This is a genomic window from Lacinutrix sp. MEBiC02595, assembly GCF_053601555.1.
In genome coordinates this window covers 218,595-239,307 of record NZ_JBSHNU010000246.1, presented here as the reverse complement: position 1 = coordinate 239,307, position 20,713 = coordinate 218,595, and the positions used below count along the sequence as shown (strand labels likewise).

The following is a 20,713-nucleotide window of genomic DNA, read 5'->3' as shown; positions in this document are numbered from 1 at the left end:
AAAAATATGAGTTTAGAAAAATACATTGAAACGAATAAGTTATCAAAATCAAAATGTCTAAAATATTATTTTTTGGGTAAGGAGGATAAACTGTTCTTAACTGATGATCACGATGATATTAGAAAATTGGGAAAAAGTAATAAAAAAGAGTTCAGAATGCTTTTGTATCGAGCAAACTATTTTCTAGCATTATTCTTTTTAATTGGTTCTATTGTGATGATTTCATCAGGTGGACTTATTATGCTTTTACCCTTTTTCTTCGTATTCATAAAACCTTTGGGTCATTTCTTTGCTTTGGGTAATAAAAGAAAAAAGAAAAATATAGCTATATATAAAAATTATTATGGAAACTAAAATTTTATTTAAAAAGATTTTTTTACCAAAATTTTATATATACAATTATTTGAGAAATCAACCTGGAGTAAATAAACGAAACTGCTTATAAACATTCTTAGGCAATTTTTACTTATTTAAGAATACATATTAATACCATGCCAAACCCAATCCGCCCATATCACCGCACAGAAATAGATCTACTTTTCACCAAAGTAAAATCACAAATGCATCAAGAAGCATTAGCGAGAGGAGGAGATGGAATAGCGATGTATACAGATTGTTATACTGGAGAAATATTAAGAGGAGGTGATAGATATGATTACGAACACATCCGTTCATCGGAAAGTATATTTATGATGTATAGAGACCGTTTAACCAATACGGAAATAGCAGAAGTAGTTAATTGTCCAGCAAATGTTTCTGTTACTTTGCGAACCATTAATCAGTCGAAAGGAAAAATAAGAATGGAAGATTGGATGGCTAATACAAACAATGTTTCTAATTACAATATAAACGTTTCTTTAGTTAAAAAAGGAATAGCGAATGCCGATAAAGGGATTAGTAGAAAAGCGAAAGAAATACAAGCAAGATAATACCTTTTAAATATTTGTTATTTGGAACAAGGTTTCACTGTTAAAATCTTGAAATTCTGAAATTATTGAAGCTAAATAAAAAGTGCTTCGCCTTTTTTGTTAAACCGTCCGGTTTTAATTAAAATAAAATCTACCTTCCTTTAGCTAAAGAAACCTGGGTTTCATGGTTGGGATAAGGTTTCGGAAGAGGATTTGAGGATAGTTTGAATGTATATTATAATGATATAAAAGTATTCACGATTTGTAGTATCAAGTATGACAGTAAAGTTTATCGTTTTAATTAAGGTTTTTAGTCAATTAGGGGCTTAATACTATGGTCGTGATATTTTATAAAACCTCAATTTTAAAAGATTGGGGTTTTATGTGTTAAAGGCTAAGTCCTTTTTAGACGTTTCATTATTACATTAGAGTTGAAATAGCATCCAATATTTTATGGTAGTACGCATAATTACTTGCCACAAAATGACCATTCGTTTCGCTATTCTCTAAAAGAGTTTTAAATTCAGAAAGAGGTACTAGTTTAATTTCTTCGACTTCTTCTTCCTGAAAGATTAAAGTTGGTAAATCTGCTGTTAATTCATAGGATATATATAAAGAATTAATTATCTTTAATAATAAACCCCAAAAATATGCTTCGCTTCCTTTCTATTTTATTCGTTTTTTTCTGTTTTTGTAATAGTTCTTTGTCGCAAAATAGCATCAATGAAAACTCAATTAACTCAATTTTTGATAATGAGTATTTTAATAATTATAGCTTAGAGAATTTTTATTTACACACAAACAAAAGTATTTATTTCTCACAAGAGGAAATATTTTTTAAAGCGTATGTGGTACACGAAGAAGACAATAAGCCATTTGTAGAAACAACTAATCTTCATATTAGCTTGTATGACTTTAATAATAAACTTGTTTTAAGCGAATTGTTTTATGTAAATAAAGGAACATCTTATGGATCAATAGCAATTCCTGAAGATATTAAAACAGGCAATTATACTATTCAATTAAACACACAATGGAATAAAAATTTTAAAGGAGGCTCTCTTTTTCCTATTCAAATTTATAATATTAATAATACTTCTTTAGAAACAGCTAAAAATGAAAAATTAAATATTACTAAAAAAATACAAGTAGTAAAATCATTTCAAGATAATAATTCAGGTTATCATTTAATTAAAAGCAAATCTAAAAACAGTGAAATAGTAAGGTTTCAACTAAAGTTAAATAACGAAACCATTGCAGCAGAAAAAGATGAATTTATCTATGCTATTTCACATAAAAAAGGTACAACAAAATCTGTTGCACCAATAAAATTATTAAATAATATAAAAACATATAACTTACATTTTTATAAGGACTCGTTATTTCAAGGATTTAACTCCATAACAGTTTTTAACAAACAAAATAAAATTTTAGCAGAAAACAATTATTTTAACAAACCAAAAAAAGAAATAGACATCTCTACTAGTATTATAAAAGAGACTAATGATTCTATTAGCTTAGATATTAAACTACTTAATATAGCTAAAGAAACTAATATTAGTATTTCGGTTTTATATGAACAAACAAAAGCATTAGATACTAATACAACAATAACTAAAAGGTTTCTTGAAAGCCCAGAAAGGACCGATGGATTTAATGCATTTCCTTATAAAAATAGAGCAAATAGAGAACCAGTTTTAGAAAATGAAAATGGTCTAAAACTATCTGGATCTGTTAATACTAAAATAGATAACACAAGTAGTTATAAAGTTATGTTAACTTCTCAGGCTAATAATTTACTGGTAACTTCTCCAATTTCTTCAGACAAGAAATTTGAATTTAAAAATCTGTTACTAAAACATCCTTCAGATTATAAGCTTGCATTAGTAAACAAAAACCGAGAAGTAATTAAAGGGGAATTCTTCATATATAAAAACTTTGTTACTTTTAAAGCAGATAGTCTTTTAAATAATAATCCAGTTAATAAATTAGAAAAAACGCCTATTATTCTTGAAGAAAAAGAAGAAGCTACAAATAAAACTATTAATTATTTTCCTGTAAATAAAGAGGTAGAACAATTGGAGGAGGTATTTTTAAAAAGTGTTATCAATAAAAAAGAAGAAAGAATTATAGAAATAAAAGATGAAAACCCTTTTTTAGGTATAAGTACTAGTTTTTCCAAAGACTATTTAGTTGATTTAGATAAAGATTATGTTTTAACACTTAGACAATATTTACAAAGAATACCAAGTATTTATGTAGCGGAAAGTTCTTTTGAAAAATTAATAGTTAATACGAGAAGAATTTCTACTATAACAGGTGATAGTAGTGTGCTTTTTATTTTAGACGGAACGCCATTAGATGCAGAGCGTGGACTAGATATAGGTCATTTAAATGTCACAGATTTTGAGTTAATAAGTGTTAATATTTCAGGTTCGGGTTATGGTATCCAAGGTGCCAATGGTGTAATTAATTTAATTTCTAGAAATCATGTAGCGTCAAATAATAATACAAATACTTTAGTCAAAGAATACCAAACAAGCTTAGGTTTTAATTTTGATAAAAGTAGTTTAGAAAACAGCAAATTAGTATTTCCAAACTTGCAATCTAGTTATTATTATAAAACCATAGATTGGGTTCCTAATTTTACTTTAAGACCAAATAACTCTAATATTTTAAAAATAAAAAAGCCGAAAAACGAGAATGTAAAGCTAATTATCAACGGTTTTAATAATGACGGAGACTTAATCTATAAGGTAATAGAATTATAATTTTAAAGTGTTTATAAAGAATTAATTATCTTTAATAATAAACCCTAAAAATATGCTTCGCTTCCTTTCTATTTTATTCGTTTTTTTCTGTTTTTGTAATACTTCTTTGTCGCAAAATAGTAAAGCAGAGCAAACAAAAACCTTTATTACAGAAAGCAACAACTTGCACAAAGAGTATTTAGAAAAATTTTCGATACACACCAATAAATCCGTGTATTTTTCAGGAGAAAGCATTTGGTTTAAAGCTTATATTGTTTATGATATAACAGAAACACCTAACTATGAAACCACAAATTTGCACGTAAATATTTATGATGCAGAAAAAAAACTAGTTGCCAATCAATTGTGTTATGTTACAAACGGAAATGCAAACGGCAAAATAAAAATTCCTGAAGATTTAAAATCAGGCACTTATTATATTGAGTTAGATACTAATTGGAATAGCAATTTTAAGAATACGTACATAAAACCAATTCAAATAAATAACTTGCAAGATGACTTTATTAATAAGACAAATAGTGAATCTTTTATAAACAACATTATTGATTTTCAATTTTACCCAGAAAGCAACGTAATACTTAAAAATGCGGAAAATACGATATACTTTATTGTTACCGAAAATAACTTACCATTAGAATTAAATGGAAATGTAATAGATAGCAATGGAGAAGTAGTTTCTCAATTTAATAGCGATAAAAATGGACTAGGAAGCTTTAAGTTGAGAACAAATAAGGATGCCAAGTACTATGTTGCATATAATAAAGAAAAATTCGAAATACCAAAAGCGCAGGAAACAGGCTTCATAATTCATAAAAATGAAAATAACGAATCTAATGACTCTATTAGCTTAAGTTTAATAACAAATGAAACTACAATACAACAACAAAAAGGAACCACATTTTTTGCCGTAATACATAGAAAAGGATATGTGTTATCTGCGATTCCTGTAACTTTAAACGAAGACCATTATAGCTATAATTTAAATCTTTCGAAAAAAGATCTTTTTAATGGTGTAAACACTATCACGTTATTTAATAAAAACAATCAGCCAATTGCTGAGCGTAATTTTTATAGCAATAACAAAAAGTTAATTAAATTAGAAGCAACCAAAATTTCTCAAACAAAGGACTCTACTTACATTAAGATAAATCTTAAAAATACGTATACCAATACAAATGTTAGTATTTCTGTTTTACCAGAAAACTCCTTAATGTATAAAAACCAATATAATATTCTTACAGATTTTTTAGTAACTCCTTATATAAATGATAAAACAGGTAGTATTACAGAGTATTTTTCTGAAGAATCGAACACAAATAAGCTAGACACTTATATCCAAACAAAAAGTAAAAACAACTTTGTTAATCTTTCAAATAACACAAAAGGAAATCTTAAACATGAAGTTGGAATTAAAATAAAAGGTTTTGTTATATTAGATAACGAAGTCGCACAAAACTCTAAAATAATGCTTACTTCTCAAGAAAACAATATTGTTTTAGTTTCAAAGTTAAAACCAGACAACACATTTGCTTTCGATAATCTTTTATTAAAACAGAACTCTAGTTATAAGCTCTCACTAGTAGATAATAATGGTAAACTTTTAAAAGCAACTATAAAAATAAATGAAGAATTTATAGATTATAAGCCAGAAGCTGTATCTAGTAAGTACTTAAATAACTTTTATATTAATAACTATAGAGATGAAGAAACAACGCACCAATCTTCAAAAGAAATTACAAAACTAGAATACCTAGATGAAGTAGTTCTTGAAGCTAAAATCCAAAAAATAATTTTACCAGACGATTACCCAGACCCTAAAGTTAGAGGAAACAGTGTAACTAAAACATATCTGATAGATGAAAACCAATACACCATTGGTGATTCAGCATTAGATGTTGTTAAGGATTTACCAGGAGTTTTAATTAATTCTTTTGGTAGATTAGCAACTAGCAGAGGACCCAAATCAATAATTCCTGGCAGTAGAAATGATGAAGTAGCTGTAATTATGAATGGTGTTAGAGTATCCGATTTAGCCATATTGTTATCTATTGATGCCACAGAAATTGTAGAAGCAAAAGTAAATGCATCTGGAGCTGGTTATGGTTTAGATGGTTTTGCAGGAGTTATTATCTTAAAAACCAAAGGAGTTGGAAATCCGTTTAAAAACAAAAATACCAATACTGAATCTCATTTAATAAAAGGGAATGTCGATTTTGGGTTTACAATTACAGACCAAAATTATAGCAACTATGAAATGAATTTTCCCACAAAGAATTCTAAAATACATTATAGCGCTTTAGATTGGCTAACAAATGTGGATTTAAAACCCAATACAGATAATTTTATAACTGTATACAACAACCATTTAGATAATATTAAATTAATAATTAATGGTCAAAATGATAAAGGGAATCTAGTTTTTGAGATTTTTATTTTTAAAAATTAATGCTATTTAAAGACGTATTGATGTAAATAGATATACGGAAAACTAAAAAAAATAGAGAGGAATGATAAAATTGTATTTATATAGCTAATAATGTATTTGCTTTTTAATAATCTCAAACACAAACTTGTAATATTCTCTATTACTTGCCACAAAATGACCATTCGTTTCGCTATTCTCTAAAAGAGTTTTAAATTCAGAAAGGCTTATTAGTTTAATCGCTTCTACTTCTTCCTCCTGAAAGATTAAGCTAGAAAAATTTACTTGCAATTCGGCTATAAACGTATGATGAAATTCGTTATCTGTAATCCCGTTAGGATAGCTTTGAAAACATTCAAAAACACCAATTTTCTCTAAATCTTTCTCAGAAATTGTTAGTCCGATTTCTTCTTTCACTTCTCTAATGGCACCTTGTTTTATAGATTCACCCGCATCCATATGTCCAGCAACAGAAACATCCCAAAGTAATGGGTAAATAGTTTTTGAAGCTGCGCGTTGTGCTAATAATATTTCCCCTTTTTTAGTGTAAAACCAAATATGCGCGGTATTGTGGTAATAGCCTTTTGCGTGGATCTCTGATTTTAAAGCAGATTTCCCAGTTGGTTTGCCATCCTTGGTTACTATATCTATTAACTCGTCCATATTTAGGTTTTATAAATGACTAACCAAACATTTAATTAATGGTTTAAAATCTTCAGTAGTATTAAACAAATGACACGAAATACGAATGTAATTTCCTCTAAAAGAGACAAAAATATTGTTGCTAGCTAGATCTTTTTTTAGTGCATCAAGGTTTGTGTTTTCTGGTAATTCTATTCCGAAAAGATGATGCGTTCTTAGATCATCGGCTTTTATTTTACAACCTAATTCTCTTAATTCTTTTATCGCTTCCGCGGAAATTGTGCGGCAATATTCTTGAATCGCTTTTGGTGTCCATTCTAGTATTTGTTGCAATGCCGCAATTTGCATTTTTACATAAATAAAATTGCCACTTTCTCCAACAGAATAACGATTTGCTAATGGTTTGTATTCACTTTGGTAATTGGTTAATCCCGCAAAATTTTCGCTATCTAATCGATTCGACCAGTTTTCTTCTATAGGATTTCCGTTATCAAAATATTCCCCAAAATAGGCATAAGCACAGCCATAAGGACCAAATAACCATTTATAACCAGCGCAAATTAAAGCGTCTGGTTGTATTTCTTTCACCGAAAATGGCAAAGCACCAACACTCTGACTCCCATCAATAATAAGCAATGCACTTTGTTGTTTCGCCTTTTTACTAATCGTTTTTAAATCGAATAAATCGCCGTTCGACCAATGTATGTTTCCCATAGCAACAACAGCAGTTTTATCTGTTATTGCTTCTAGAATGGTAGTATTCCATTGTTCTCCTTCGGTTTTACAAACTGTTTTAATAGTAGCCTTATATTTTTCCGCAAGTTTTTGCCAAGAATAAATATTACTTGGAAATTGCTCATCAATTACTAATATTTCATCGCCTTCCTGTAACGTAATATTATTGGTTACTGTCGCAATTCCGTAGGAAACAGAAGGAATTGTAGCTATTCTGTTATAATCGGAAACAGCTACTAATTCTGCAAATAATTTTTTCAACGCAATAACTGGTTCAAAATAATCGGAACCTTTTATAGTATGCGGTCTACTTTTTTGCTTTAAACCTTCTAATCCAGCTTCATAGATTGCTTTAAAAGCTGGGGATTGTGACGCTATGTTTAAATAGGTGATGTCTTCAGGAATATCGAAAAGGTGTTTTTGGTTTGGTAAAAGCATGAGTTTAAAAATAAGTATGGTATAAAGTTACTAAAGTTTCCGAAGAAAAAAAGGAAAAGATAACAGAAGAAGAATAGAGAATTGGTAATAAAAAAGCCTCTATAGAAGAGGCCTTTTTTATTCATTTGTCATTCTGAGTTACGACGCAGAATCTATTATAATTGTAGATAAGGAATCCAGTTCCCGATGACAACTTTTTATTTAAAATAACTAAAATCTTCGCCATCTTCAATTTTAAGAAGCGTTTCATAAATCATTTTTATAACATTTTCGACATCGTCTCTATGTACCATTTCTACGGTAGTATGCATGTAACGTAAAGGTAGCGAGATTAACGCAGAAGCAACACCACCATTGCTATATGCAAAGGCATCTGTATCTGTTCCTGTTGCTCTAGATAATGCAGAACGTTGAAACGGAATTTTATTCGCTTCCGCTGTTTCTGTAATTAAATCACGTAGTTTTTGTTGCACCGCAGGAGCATAAGCAATTACAGGACCTAAGCCAAGCTCTAAATGACCTGCTGACTTTTTTTCAATCATTGGTGTAGTGGTGTCATGCGTTACATCGGTAACTATCGCCACATTAGGCTTAATCGTTTGTGTAATCATTTCAGCTCCACGTAAACCAATTTCTTCTTGTACCGAGTTGGTAACATATAAACCAAATGGTAATGTTTTTTTATTCTCTTTTAGTAAACGTGCTACTTCCGCAATCATAAATCCACCCATTCTATTATCTAACGCACGACAAACAAATTTGTCTTTGTTTAAAATATGAAATGCATCTGGATACGTAATCACGCAACCAACATGAACACCAAGTGCTTCTACTTCTTCTTTAGTAGCGCAACCAGTATCTATAAAAATATTGTCTGGTTTTGGCGCTTCTTCTTTTGCTTTACTTCTTGTATGAATTGCTGGCCACCCAAAAACACCTTTTACAATACCGTTTTTAGTATGAATATTTACAATCTTACTAGGTGCTATTTGATGGTCACTTCCTCCATTTCTAATTACGTAAATCAATCCATTATCAGAAATATAATTTACATACCATGAAATTTCGTCGGCATGTCCTTCAATCACAACTTTGTACTTTGCGTCTGGGTTAATAATACCAACCGCTGTTCCGTAGGTATCGGTAATAAACTCATCTACATACGGTTTTAAATAGTCCATCCAGATTTTCTGTCCTTCCCATTCGTAACCCGTTGGTGCTGCATTATTTAAATATTTCTCTAAAAAGTCCATAGACTTTTTGTTAAGTATGCTCTTTTTTGCCATGTGTATAATTTTCCACTAAATTAATAATATTAATACTATTTTAAGGGTTAATAAAGCCTAAATTATTAATTTTACTCCGTTACTCTCCAATTGTGGATTTTGTAATGACAAACCTGCATAGCAAACGGTGGTTTTCAATACTGAAATGCATTTGTAGGTTTGAAATTGAATTTGGAACGATTTTGGTGCTTACTATTAACAATCAAAACAATTCCGTTTTCACGGAAGAAAAAAATGAAATACATAAGTTGCTTTTTTATATTATTTCCAGTGTTGCTCTTTGCTCAAATTAAAGACGTAGAGCAAGATAGCACCGACTACGATTATATTATCGTGGAAGGTGATTCTATTGCGACGTCTGCTATCGATTTAGAAGAAGTGATGCTATTAAATAAATTGAAGTTTGATAGTAGAGCAGACAGAAAACGTTATCTTATTTTAAGACGAAAAACCATAAAAGTATATCCGTATGCCAAACTTGCAGCAGAACGTTTGCAAACCATGCAAGAAAGATTGGATGCTATAGAACGTAAAAGTGTAAAGAAAACCTACGCAAAACGCGTGCAAAAATATATTGAAGAAGAATTCTCTGAAGAATTAAAACACCTTACCAGAACCGAAGGCCAAATCCTGGTAAAACTCATCCACCGACAAACAGGAAAAACAACTTTCGATTTAATTAAAGAATTACGAAGTGGTTGGCGCGCCTTTTGGTTTAATAGTACCGCAAACCTTTTTGATATTTCGTTAAAACGCGAGTTTGACCCAGAAAATGAAAAAGAAGATTACCTTATTGAAGACGTTTTACAACGAAACTTTCAAAATGGTATTTTAGAAAAGCAGGAACCTGCAATCTCTTTTGATTTTTATGCGCTTTCCGATAAATGGTTATCTGCAAAAAATAATCCGTAAATGCGTATACAAACTCTTTTTGAAGAAAAACTCAATGCCTTTTCACATCTAATAGGTGCATTTCTTGGTATTGCAGCATTGGTATTGCTTATTATAAAAGATGCACATAAAAGTGATTGGAGTCTTTTTAGCGTGATTGTTTATGGCATTTCTATTATCGTTTTATTCACCGCATCTACTTTGTATCATTATGTGCAAAACGAAAAAAAGAAGCATTATTTTAGAATTTTAGATCATATTAGTATCTATCTTTTAATTGCAGGAACCTACACACCAATTCTACTCATCTCTTTGCAAAATAGCTTAGGTTGGCCTTTGTTTTATACCGTTTGGGGAATTGCAGCTTTTGGTGTGATCTTAAAAATATTCTTTACAGGTCGTTTTGAAGCTTTCTCGGTAATTCTATATTTAGCAATGGGTTGGTTAGTTGTTTTCGACTTTAGCCATTTAAGTGAAGTTATTGGTGCCAATGGAATTTTATTATTATTTGCAGGAGGCTTAGCCTACACTGGCGGAATTATCTTTTATGCCATTAATAAAATACCTTATAACCACGTTATTTGGCATTTATTTGTACTGGCAGGAGCAATCTTCCACTTCTTTATGGTGTATTTCTACGTGATTTAAGTAGCAGTTTAAATTGCGGTTATTCTTTAATATTTCTAGTTATATTGTCAATTCTAATGCGGTGTGTTCGTTGTAAAATAACAGGATACAGATTTCCAATTATATTTATTACCGTGATAGTACTGACGAGGAAAAAATAGCCATGTATAAGTAATATTACAGATAAAATTAGGATAACAATGAATGCAGCAAGGTGACCAAATTCCGATTGTTTGGTTTGAAATACAAAATTTTTCAATCCTTGTTTTGTTCCGTTAAAATACTTTTTTCTGTTTTTTTCTTTTCCCCAAAAAGCAAAGAGAAGCAAGTATTTAAAATATTTCACACCAAGTATTTTACTTATAAAGCTTAACCTTTTCGTATTTTTAATGGTGTAATACCTAGAAGGTAATATTTTATGTGAAGGATAGGTAAATCCTATAAAAGCAAAGATTCCGGTAATAAAAAGCGTGAGTAAAAAGGAAATTATAAAATTTTGCAGGGTGCTGAGATCGGTTGGTTCCGAAGCGAATAAAATCTTCATGATAGCTACCGTTTGATAGCATAGAAAAATGGAGAATAACGGGAAAAGTATTTTCTTTAAGGTATTCAAATAGATGTTATTAGGTTTGAAAGAGGTAAACAAGTTAAACGAAATTATTTAATATGTACCTTTTTTAAGTCTGTTATTCTGTCATTTATACCAATATGGAGAAATCTATTTTATTTATATAAATTTCGATTCGCGCATGATGGAGAACAAAATATATTTTGCACGAAGGTAACTTAAGAAGTCAGTCGTGAACTATAGTGAGATTAAATGGCGCCTTAGCCAGACCCCATTAATAGTATTACGTAATTAAAAGGCATAAAAAAACAAGGTCTACAAAAGTAGCCTTGTTTTATATATACTGAAAGATGTAAAGCGATTATGCTACTACGTCTTGCTTCTTGATTTTTCTAAAAGTAAAAGAGTTAAAAATACTACGTTTACCAAAACGAGATTGTTTATCACTTTGCGAAAACTTAATGTATAAAGCTTTGTTCACACCAAAGTATTCATAGGTATTACCATCTAAAAAAGAAACCTCTAATAATAAACCTTTATGTTGCCAGTCTAATATTGGACTAGAAATAGTGGTAGCGTATTCTTCTTTGTTAGCTTCTGTAGTTTCTGGAGCAATACTCACTAAGAAGTGGTACCCATCAATTACTTTACGGCTCATAAGTTCTGCTTCTGCAGCCTTATCATCACCTGATTGAAACTTATCTGGATGCCATTCTTTTACTAAACCTCTGTACGTAGTTTTTAAACTTTTTAAAGTCATTTCTTGTTCTACGTTAAATAGCTTTTTGTACTCGTTAATACGTTTCATAAATAAAAGTGTTTTTTTAAACCGAGTGCAAAGGTACTACTTCTTTTTATAATGTGTTACTTTAGTTTGAAAAATTGGTTTTTTGTTTCGTAAATGGGATTGAATAGTAACACTTTAGTGGAGTTCCTTCTCCTATTTTAGACAATTAGCGCATAAATATAGTAAGGATTAAAATAGGTCGTCTAAGTGTACACGAACACCAATTAAAATCATACCTGTTTAAATGTTTGTGTACTAGCTTTAGGTGTGGAAAATGTTGTTTTTCTGATAAATGGTTTTTATATTCATTTAAATAAAGACCAATTCCTGCAATATCGAAATTGCCGTTATGTACATATTTATTAAGGGATAGGATGCAAGTATTGTATAAAGTCTATAACTGCAAAAAGAGATTTTTAGTAGGAAAACCAGTAGATATAAATTATAGTCATTGTTGTATGTCTACTTTTAGAATCTTAAGAAATGGAATGCTTTTTTTGCGCTTAGGGAAAATTGTTATTTCGTAATATTTCTTGATTTTTTTGAAAAATAAAAACTTTTCTAATTAATTTTTATGGATTTCGCTTTTTTTAGCTGGGTGAGATATTTTAGCTAACAGATGCCTATCTTTGTGCCCATAATTAAAAAAAATATGAAAAAACCAACTATTGGATTTATCGGACTAGGCCTTATGGGCGGAAACATGGTTGAAAATCTACAAAAGAGAGGATTCGAATTAACGGTAATGGACCTTAATAAGGATGAGGTTTCAAAAGTTATCGCTCGCGGTAATGCTACGGAAGCTTCTTCTCCAAAAGAATTAGCGGCAAAGAGCGATATCATAATGTTTTGTCTTACTACTTCTGCTGTTGTAGAAAAGATTGTTTACGGTGAAGAAGGTATACTAGCAGGTATTCAAGAAGGATCTGTTTTGATTGATTTCGGAACGTCGATTCCTGCATCTACTATTAAGATTGGTAAAGCGCTAGCTGAAAAAGGCGCAGGTATGATTGATGCGCCACTTGGACGCACACCTGCTCATGCAAAAGACGGACTGCTTAATATTATGGCAGCTGGAGATAAAGATACTTTTGCAAAGGTGAAGCCAGTTCTTGATGAACAAGGTGAGAATGTATTTTATCTTGGTGCTCTTGGTGCTGGTCATACAACAAAACTGATCAATAACTTTATGGGTATGACAACTGTAGTTGCCATGTCTCAGGCGTTTGCTGCAGCAAAACTTGCAGGTGTAGATGGACAACAACTTTTCGATATCATGTCTTCAGGGCCATCGAATTCACCATTCATGAAATTCTGTAAAAACTACGCAGTAGATAATGTAAGTGATTTAGGTTTTTCTATAGCTAATGCAAATAAAGATTTAGGTTATTTTGTACAGATGATGAATGATCTTGGAACCGTTTCTCAGATAGCAGAAGCTACTTCTTCTAACCTTCAGGCTGCTTTAGGTGCTGATATGGGTAGTGGAAATGTTCCTGAAATTTATGATTATTTCATGACGCTAGAGAAATAAATAATACTTTGGTATTTAAAGAGTAATGAATTTTTCTTTTTTAAGTAGAGTTTGTTATTGTATACAATACGATGGCAAAAAATCGTTTGATGTCTTTTATAAGATATTAAACGATTTTTTTCGTTAATAGGAATAAAGCCTGGCTGTTTTCAAAATTTAAGAATCTAAAATATAGGTTTTAAAAGGAACAGTTAATCAAGAACAGCTTGTATTTCTTCTTCGGAAGGAGTTCTTCAATCCGGATATATTTTTGATAACGGATCTATTCTAAGAATTTTCAAATGCATGTTGTTCTTTAGAACTTATTTTTGAAGCAACAATACTAATTATCAATAATTGTATAGCGTGATACAACATAATAGGTAAAAGTATAATACCAATGGAAGCCATATTGCCAAATATTATTTTGGAAAACACGGTACCGTGAACCAATGATTTTTTTGTTCCGCAAAACTGTGCCGTAATTTGATCTTCGTTCTTAAATTTCATTTTCTTCGCTAAGAAACCTGTTAAAAAAAATAGGATGCCAAACAAAATTAAAACAGCAATAAAGAGCAGGAATATATCTAAAATAGAAATCGAACTAAATAGGTTATCCGCAAACGAACTTGCAAAGCTTTTGTAAATGATTAATAGGATAATCGATTTATCGAACCGTGTTAATAGCTTGGCATGTTTATGCGCAAATTCTCCTAAAAAACGCTGTAAAAGAATACCAAAGATTACTGGTAAAATTATTTGCACTATTAGTTTTACGTAGATATCCATAAAACTAAAATCTGTTTCTGTATGCTGTACAAATAAGCCCATCCATAAAGGAGTAAGAATAACACCTATAATTCCGGAAATACTAGCATTAAAAATGGCAGCAGGAATATTTCCCTTTGCAATAGAAACCATTACTACAGAAGAAGAAACGGTGGAAGGAAGCGCAGCCAAGAAAAAAAATGCCAACCAGATGATTTCTTGTTCTTTGTTTTGAATTAATGGGCGAAATATTAATACCAATAATGGAAATATCAAGAAGGTGGATGCTTGTATTAAAAGGTGTAATTTCCAGTTTTTAATTCCTTCTTTTAGTTTTGTCGGACTTAATTTAAGTCCGTAAAAAAAGAAGATTAGAGAAATTCCTATCGCGCTAATGGTGTCTATAGGAATTGGACTTTCGGCAGTTCCCCACTGTGGGAAAATATAAGCTAGTCCGATTACTGCTATAATAGATAAAACAAATCCATCAATTTTCATTTTCATAACTTTTTCTTTGGGGCACTAATTTATAGATTTGATGAGATGCAATCCGGATAAAATCCTTGCGATTAATCCTATGTATTAAGAGGACAAAATTAGAAGACAATTGCTACAAAACATACTTTTCAAAAATATCTTCTAATACTTTTTCTGGATCTTCACATAAACCAGGATGCGTTTTCGAGCTTTGTATAATAGTACTTCTGCAAGCGGTTAGCCATCTAAATCTATCCGATAATTCTAGAGTTCCTATTTTACCTCCAGCAGGAGCACCTTCGCAAATTAATTGCCAAGCATGCAAATATTCTTGAAAGACTTCTCGTTCTATTTCTGTGGTAAAGGCTTTTAGTTTCTCTGGGTTAATATGGTATTTAATGCCTAGAAATTTTTTCCTTTTAGAAAAAAGAATCACACCGACGTTAAAGAATTCTTCACGTTCTACTTTAGGTACAATTCTAATAATTGCATATTCAAATGTGTGTCTATCTTGCATCTTCGGCTTCTTTAACTAATACTTCTATTTTAGAAAGTCTAGAGTTTATAAAAGCAATATATGCTTCTCGCATTGCTGTGCTAGACATGGTATCTGCTTCGCTTTGCAACCAATCTTCTGGTATGTTATTAATTATTTCGGTAATGGTTTCTAGATCTAATGCTTGTTTTATATGTACTGCAGCTTCTTTTAATTTGGTTGCTTTTGGTACTAATACATGATCTTTTATAAGCGGAAAAGTTCTACTCAGATGATTTTCCCAACTTTTAAAATCATGATGAAAATAAAAGCTTGCGCCATTATCGATAACCCAAAGTTCCTTATGCCAATGTAATAAATTGGTGTTTTTAGCGGTTCTGTCAATATTACTAATAATGCTATCTAGCAATACTACTTTGGAAGCTGAATCTGCATCTACAGTACTTACCAAAGGGTCGTAGGTAATTGCACCAGATAAAAAGTGTAACCCAAGGTTTAATCCAACACTAAACTTAAGAAGGTCTTGAATTTCTTCGTCTGGTTCTGTTTTACTAAAAGAATCATCTAGATTCATAAATACCAATTCGGGAACATGTAAACCAATGGCTCGTGCCATTTCACCACCAATAAATTCAGCTACTAATGCTTTTTTTCCTTGTCCGGCACCTCGAAATTTTAGTACATACAAAAAACCATCATCTGCTTTTACAATAGCAGGAAGTGATCCGCCTTCTCTTAAGGGCTGCAGGTATTGGGTAACATCTACGGTTCTAATATCCATTTTACTCATAAATATTTTAATGTGTATTGCAAAATTACATGATTTAAATAAAGGGACCTTTTATTTGTTCTGTTGTTTTAAATGAAAGTGAGCAGAAAACCAATAAACGCACCTCCTAAAACAATAAATGCACTATTTACATTTTTTAAAACAAAGACGACTATTAAACTAGCTATAGCAATAACCATTGTGCGCCAATCGGTTAACGTGTCCATTCCCATTTGTATACAAACGGCGATTATTAATGCAACAGCAGCAACATTTATAGCATCTAAAGTGGTACTAATAATTTTGGAGTTCCTCATTTTAGAAACTAGTGGATTTAATATAAGTACAAAAAGAAAGGATGGAAGAAAGATTCCAATGGTTGCCGCAATGGCTCCGGTAATGCCGTGCATTTGCCAACCTATAAAAGTGGCTGTCGATAAAACAGGTCCTGGTGTTATTTGTCCGATAGCAACCGCATCGATTAATGTCTGTCTTGTTAACCAGCTATTTGCGACAAGTTCTGTATCTAGAAAAGCGAACAGTACATAACCACTTCCATAAAGTACTGCGCCAACTTTTAAAAAAGTAAGGAATATTTTTAATGCACCAATTTTGGAAGGATCTAGTATTTGAAATAATAAAATAGGAGCAAAGCTCTTTAAATTGGTCTTATCTTTTTTAATATAATAAAGAAGTAAACCGAGTAATCCGGTACCAAAAAGAGCCACAATTTCATTCACACCAAATAAGCAAGCTGCTAAAGCTAAAATACCAAGTATGGCTAATTCTGCCGTTTTTATAGCCTTTTTACCAAGACGATAAGAAGCCATAAGAATAATAGCAATAACTGCAGGTTTTATGCCATAGATAAAAGGAGTTACTTCTGGTAATTGTCCGTATTCTTGATACAACCAAGCAAGAATAGAAGTAATTACCACGGCAGGAAATATAAAACAGAAACCTGCAACAATAAGTCCTTTCCAACCAGCACGTTCATAACCACAATGCATGGTCATTTCGGTAGAGTTCGGACCAGGAATGATGTTTGTAGCACCAATTAAATCTAGAAAGTGTTCTGGTGTCATCCACTTTCTTTTTCGTACTACTTCATCTTCCATCATGGCAATATGCGCAGCTGGACCACCAAAGGCAATACTTCCTAATTTGAAGAATACTTTGGCTATTTCTTGGAGTTCTTTTTTCTGTGACATTATAGTTTCAAAAATATAAAAACTTTTAATCTATAACGTTTTATGCAGTGCCTTTTCCGAAGTATTTTTTTCGTAACCAAAAGGAAACTCTAACCAATAATATTAATGCTGGAACTTCTACTAACGGACCAATAACTCCTGCGAATGCTTGTCCGGAATTCAACCCAAAAACAGCAATAGCAACAGCAATGGCTAATTCGAAATTATTTCCTGCAGCTGTAAAAGCAACTGCTGCGGTTTTATCATAGGACGCTCCCGTAGCTTTGGTAAAGAAAAAACCAATAATAAACATGAATGTAAAGTAAATAAGTAGCGGAATAGCAATGATAATTACATCCATTGGGATTTCTACAATCAGTTCCCCTTTTAATGAAAACATAACCACAATAGTAAATAATAGAGCGATTAAGGTCATTGGTGAAATGGTTGGAATAAAAGTATTCGTATACCAATCTTCGCCTTTTAGAGGTACTAAAATGAGACGACTTAAAATTCCTAGGGCAAATGGAATTCCTAAATAAATGGCTACGCTTTCTGCTATAGTTGCAATAGAAATATCTACAATAGCACCTTCAAATCCGAAGTAGGGAGGAAGTACCGTTATAAAAAGCCATGCATAAAAACTATAAGCAAATACTTGAAAAATACTATTTAATGCTACCAATCCTGCTCCGTATTCGCTGTTGCCTTCTGCAAGATCATTCCAAACTAAAACCATTGCAATGCATCGCGCAAGACCGATTAATATAAGTCCGACCATATATTCCGGATAATCTCTTAAAAAGGTAATTGCTAAAAGGAACATTAAAATTGGACCAATAATCCAATTCAGAATTAGAGAAATAGAAAGAATTTTGGTGTTTTTAAATACTTTTGGTAATAAGGCAAAATTCACCTTTGCTAAAGGCGGATACATCATTAAAATTAAACCAATGGCAATCGGGATATTTGTGGTACCGCTACTTAATGCGTTTACAAAATCTGGAAAGCTTGGTGAGAAATATCCTATGGAAACACCAATAGCCATGGCGACAAAAATCCAAAGCGTTAAATTTCTGTCTAGAAAACTTAGTTTTTTATTTGTCATTTTTAAGATTGAATTTGAGAGAATACGTAAAACATTTCGGTTGCAATTTGTAAGCTTCTTTCGTTGTATTTATCTGCTTGTTGCGGTGTATTATCAAATGCCTTCGGATCTTCAAAAGTAATCGGAATCCGTTTTTCTGCGCCTGCAATAAACGGACAACCACCATCTGCTTGCGAGCAAGTCATTATAGCTGCAAATTTGGATTTCGGGTTAAAATTAGCATCCAGTTTTTTTGAAAAACAAATAATGGGATGTTCGTTTGGAGCATATTTAATACTGTAAATCGGATTGCTGGTTGCTGCTATTTTTTCGATCTCAAAACCTGTGTTTTTTAAGGTTTCTGCAACCATTGGAAATAATGCAGTAGCTTCCGTTCCTCCAGAATAGCAAAACACATTTTTAATCTTGAAATGATGTGCTAAAGTTTGTGCCCAAACTTGTGATAAATGGCTTCTTCTAGAATTATGTGTACAAATAAAATTTATTCTAATTTCTTGATTTGCATTTACTTTTTCTTGCATATAAGCAACTAGCGGTTGCAGTGTTTCTTTACGTGCAGTATCTATATTTTGCACATTTAACGTTGCAATAGTTTTTGCTACAGATTTAAATAAGGACATATTCTATTGGAATTTAATTATAGATTAGCAGCAACCGCTTCCTGGTTCGCAAGCGTTTCCTGTTGGCATATCTGAAAATTGTAATTTTGGTTTTTCCGCAGGAATTCCGCAATTATCTTTTGCTAAACAATCGGTTTGTTTTGTGGTTAAAAGAAAGTTTGTTCCATCAAAATCTAATCCGAATTTACCAATAGTTTCTGCTTGATATTCTACTTCAATCTCTAAATCTTCGATGCCGAGCGTCTTTTCAGAAAGTTTAATAATATGCAATAGTTTTTCTGGGTGTAATCTATGGTCGTAGTCATTCGCATTCCAAAGTTGAAAGTTTACTACTTCTTCTTTTCTAACGGTTCCTCCACAATCGATAAAGTGTTTGGTGATTTTACCAACCTCGGTAACGTGAAAGTGATTAGGTACTAGTTCTCCGTTTGGTAATTGAAAAGCAATTGTTTCTAATTGGTCTAATTTGTTTTTAATTTCTGAAAGTTTCATATGTTTATTTTTGTTTCCTACGACATCCTATTAATCATTGCCTTTGAGTATTAAGGATTTGTTATGGATGTTTTATAAGTGTATTTGTTTATTGCGATTATACGATTAATGATTGAAATTTTTTTAACAACAATCTGTGCTAATAATATCTTGATCTAAAAAGGTGTACATTATATTTTTCATTTTGCTCCAGTTCTCTGTATTTATACAGTAGCAAACACTAGTTCCTTCTACATTTCCTTTAATTAAACCTAAATGTTTCAGTTCTTTTAAATGCTGTGAGATAGTAGGTTGTGCTAAGCCAATTTCGTTTACCAAATCCCCACAAACACAAGCGTTTATTTTAAATAAGTGCTGTAAAATAGCCACTCTTGCAGGATGACCAAAGGCTTTTGCAAATAATGCAATTTCGTTTTGTTGGTCCGTAAACATTTCTGTTTTTGCTAATCCCATTTGTTTTATATATTTGTTCATTGCAATATTACGATTAATATTTCAATTGCTAATTATATTTTCAGAAAAAACATATAATATGTTTTAGAAGTAGGGAATAGTTATTCTTCCTTTTGCGGAATATGCCAATCTATTCCTCTTGCTTTAGCGAAATCTTCAATAGGATCTAGGCCAATTTCTTTTCGTCTTTTATGGATATATTCAGGTTTATCAATTTCGAAAAAAGTAGCATTTCCATCTTTATCTTTTGTGGTTTGTGATCCATACACTTGCGGTTTATTGTCATTAATACGCATTCGATCTATGAGTCTAGCATATTGCATGGCTTGCGATTCGTTCTGTAAAACGGATGCTTTCATTAACGGCGCATATTTTTCTTTTATTTCTAGACTGCTATGTTGTATAACACTCCAAATGGCTCCATTTGCTAATCTGCCAACTTGACTAGTACCAAGCCAACCATATTTGTCGAGAATTAATATAAGCTCATTTTCAATGCGTTTGTCTTGTTCTTCCACAATTTTCCAGAAGTAATCCATTTCCCTAGAATCTACACCAAATTTTTGCTCCGCGTCTTGGTACAACCTTCTAAAAAGTTGGTCTTGCATAAAGAGCGTTTCTAGTTTGGTTTGTATAGCATCCATTTCTTTTTTATTCGTATTCTCGTTTTGTGCGCAAATAGAGGAGGAGGAAATAGTAAGTATTAATAAGAAGATTATTTTTTTCATAACTGATTTTAATTGGAGTAAAAC

21 protein-coding genes are annotated in these 20,713 nt (G+C 31.5%); 7 read left to right on the top strand and 14 right to left on the bottom strand.

Annotation, left to right across the window (positions count from 1 at the left end):
• Positions 1-6: 6 nt before the first annotated feature.
• The 4 genes from ACVCZW_RS18500 (at position 7) to ACVCZW_RS18485 (ending at position 6,125) form a co-directional block, all read left to right on the top strand.
• The gene (locus tag ACVCZW_RS18500; RefSeq protein WP_452228323.1) at positions 7-354 is read left to right on the top strand and encodes a hypothetical protein; all 348 of its coding nucleotides are present in this window, start codon (positions 7-9) and stop codon (positions 352-354) included.
• Positions 355-491: 137 nt separating this feature from the next.
• Positions 492-929: a hypothetical protein gene (locus tag ACVCZW_RS18495; RefSeq protein ID WP_452233136.1), complete on the top strand. Its 438-nt coding sequence runs from the start codon at positions 492-494 to the stop codon at positions 927-929.
• 629 nt (positions 930-1,558) lie between these two features.
• Positions 1,559-3,679 (top strand): hypothetical protein, encoded by a 2,121-nt coding sequence (locus ACVCZW_RS18490; RefSeq protein WP_452228325.1) that lies wholly within the window; start codon positions 1,559-1,561, stop codon positions 3,677-3,679.
• 52 nt (positions 3,680-3,731) lie between these two features.
• Positions 3,732-6,125, top strand: a complete 2,394-nt coding sequence (locus tag ACVCZW_RS18485; protein ID WP_452228326.1) for a TonB-dependent receptor — start codon at positions 3,732-3,734, stop codon at positions 6,123-6,125.
• Between the two features lie 84 nt (positions 6,126-6,209).
• Here ACVCZW_RS18485 and ACVCZW_RS18480 read toward each other — a convergent pair whose 3' ends face one another.
• The 3 genes from ACVCZW_RS18480 to ACVCZW_RS18470 all read right to left on the bottom strand — a co-directional run bounded on the left by ACVCZW_RS18480 (position 6,210) and on the right by ACVCZW_RS18470 (position 9,202).
• The gene (locus ACVCZW_RS18480) at positions 6,210-6,764 is read right to left on the bottom strand and encodes an NUDIX hydrolase (protein ID WP_452228327.1); all 555 of its coding nucleotides are present in this window, start codon (positions 6,762-6,764) and stop codon (positions 6,210-6,212) included.
• Positions 6,765-6,773: 9 nt separating this feature from the next.
• Positions 6,774-7,916, bottom strand: coding sequence for an aminotransferase class V-fold PLP-dependent enzyme (locus ACVCZW_RS18475; RefSeq protein ID WP_452233135.1), 1,143 nt, complete (start codon positions 7,914-7,916; stop codon positions 6,774-6,776).
• Positions 7,917-8,113: 197 nt separating this feature from the next.
• Positions 8,114-9,202: a M42 family metallopeptidase gene (locus tag ACVCZW_RS18470; RefSeq protein ID WP_452228329.1), complete on the bottom strand. Its 1,089-nt coding sequence runs from the start codon at positions 9,200-9,202 to the stop codon at positions 8,114-8,116.
• 234 nt (positions 9,203-9,436) lie between these two features.
• Between ACVCZW_RS18470 and ACVCZW_RS18465 the strand changes: the two genes are divergently transcribed.
• Both ACVCZW_RS18465 and trhA read left to right on the top strand, forming a co-directional pair.
• Complete coding sequence (locus ACVCZW_RS18465; protein WP_452233134.1) at positions 9,437-10,114, top strand: DUF4294 domain-containing protein; 678 nt, start codon at positions 9,437-9,439, stop codon at positions 10,112-10,114.
• Entirely contained in the window at positions 10,115-10,741 is a 627-nt protein-coding gene (trhA, locus tag ACVCZW_RS18460) for a PAQR family membrane homeostasis protein TrhA (RefSeq protein WP_452228331.1), read from the top strand. It abuts the gene before it with no gap.
• A 19-nt stretch (positions 10,742-10,760) separates the two neighbouring features.
• Here the strand turns inward: trhA and ACVCZW_RS18455 are convergent, their stop codons facing one another.
• Together ACVCZW_RS18455 and ACVCZW_RS18450 are read right to left on the bottom strand one after the other, a co-directional pair.
• A complete protein-coding gene (locus ACVCZW_RS18455; RefSeq protein WP_452233133.1) occupies positions 10,761-11,264 on the bottom strand; it encodes a glycosyl-4,4'-diaponeurosporenoate acyltransferase CrtO family protein in 504 nt (167 codons plus the stop codon).
• Between the two features lie 385 nt (positions 11,265-11,649).
• Positions 11,650-12,096 carry a KTSC domain-containing protein gene (locus ACVCZW_RS18450; protein ID WP_452228333.1) on the bottom strand — a complete coding sequence of 149 codons (447 nt, stop codon included), beginning with the start codon at positions 12,094-12,096 and terminating at the stop codon, positions 11,650-11,652.
• A 631-nt stretch (positions 12,097-12,727) separates the two neighbouring features.
• Between ACVCZW_RS18450 and ACVCZW_RS18445 the strand changes: the two genes are divergently transcribed.
• Positions 12,728-13,609 (top strand): NAD(P)-dependent oxidoreductase, encoded by an 882-nt coding sequence (locus ACVCZW_RS18445; RefSeq protein ID WP_452228334.1) that lies wholly within the window; start codon positions 12,728-12,730, stop codon positions 13,607-13,609.
• Between the two features lie 267 nt (positions 13,610-13,876).
• Here the strand turns inward: ACVCZW_RS18445 and ACVCZW_RS18440 are convergent, their stop codons facing one another.
• The 9 genes from ACVCZW_RS18440 to ACVCZW_RS18400 all read right to left on the bottom strand — a co-directional run bounded on the left by ACVCZW_RS18440 (position 13,877) and on the right by ACVCZW_RS18400 (position 20,689).
• Entirely contained in the window at positions 13,877-14,860 is a 984-nt protein-coding gene (locus tag ACVCZW_RS18440) for a bile acid:sodium symporter family protein (RefSeq protein ID WP_452228335.1), read from the bottom strand.
• Between the two features lie 106 nt (positions 14,861-14,966).
• Positions 14,967-15,350 (bottom strand): DUF3037 domain-containing protein, encoded by a 384-nt coding sequence (locus tag ACVCZW_RS18435; RefSeq protein WP_452228336.1) that lies wholly within the window; start codon positions 15,348-15,350, stop codon positions 14,967-14,969.
• Positions 15,340-16,119, bottom strand: a complete 780-nt coding sequence (locus ACVCZW_RS18430; RefSeq protein WP_452228337.1) for a HipA family kinase — start codon at positions 16,117-16,119, stop codon at positions 15,340-15,342. The genes ACVCZW_RS18435 and ACVCZW_RS18430 overlap by 11 nt, the downstream gene beginning before the upstream one ends.
• 68 nt (positions 16,120-16,187) lie before the next feature.
• On the bottom strand, positions 16,188-17,309 hold the full coding sequence (gene chrA / locus ACVCZW_RS18425; protein ID WP_452233132.1) for a chromate efflux transporter: 1,122 nt from the start codon (positions 17,307-17,309) through the stop codon (positions 16,188-16,190).
• 40 nt (positions 17,310-17,349) lie between these two features.
• Positions 17,350-18,396: an ACR3 family arsenite efflux transporter gene (gene arsB / locus ACVCZW_RS18420; RefSeq protein ID WP_452228339.1), complete on the bottom strand. Its 1,047-nt coding sequence runs from the start codon at positions 18,394-18,396 to the stop codon at positions 17,350-17,352.
• 2 nt (positions 18,397-18,398) lie between these two features.
• Entirely contained in the window at positions 18,399-19,016 is a 618-nt protein-coding gene (locus ACVCZW_RS18415; protein WP_452228340.1) for an arsenate-mycothiol transferase ArsC, read from the bottom strand.
• A 24-nt stretch (positions 19,017-19,040) separates the two neighbouring features.
• The gene (locus ACVCZW_RS18410; protein ID WP_452228341.1) at positions 19,041-19,508 is read right to left on the bottom strand and encodes a DUF6428 family protein; all 468 of its coding nucleotides are present in this window, start codon (positions 19,506-19,508) and stop codon (positions 19,041-19,043) included.
• Positions 19,509-19,631: 123 nt separating this feature from the next.
• Positions 19,632-19,961, bottom strand: a complete 330-nt coding sequence (locus tag ACVCZW_RS18405) for an ArsR/SmtB family transcription factor (protein ID WP_452228414.1) — start codon at positions 19,959-19,961, stop codon at positions 19,632-19,634.
• Between the two features lie 101 nt (positions 19,962-20,062).
• A complete protein-coding gene (locus ACVCZW_RS18400) occupies positions 20,063-20,689 on the bottom strand; it encodes a DUF6624 domain-containing protein (RefSeq protein ID WP_452233131.1) in 627 nt (208 codons plus the stop codon).
• Positions 20,690-20,713 lie beyond the last annotated feature (24 nt).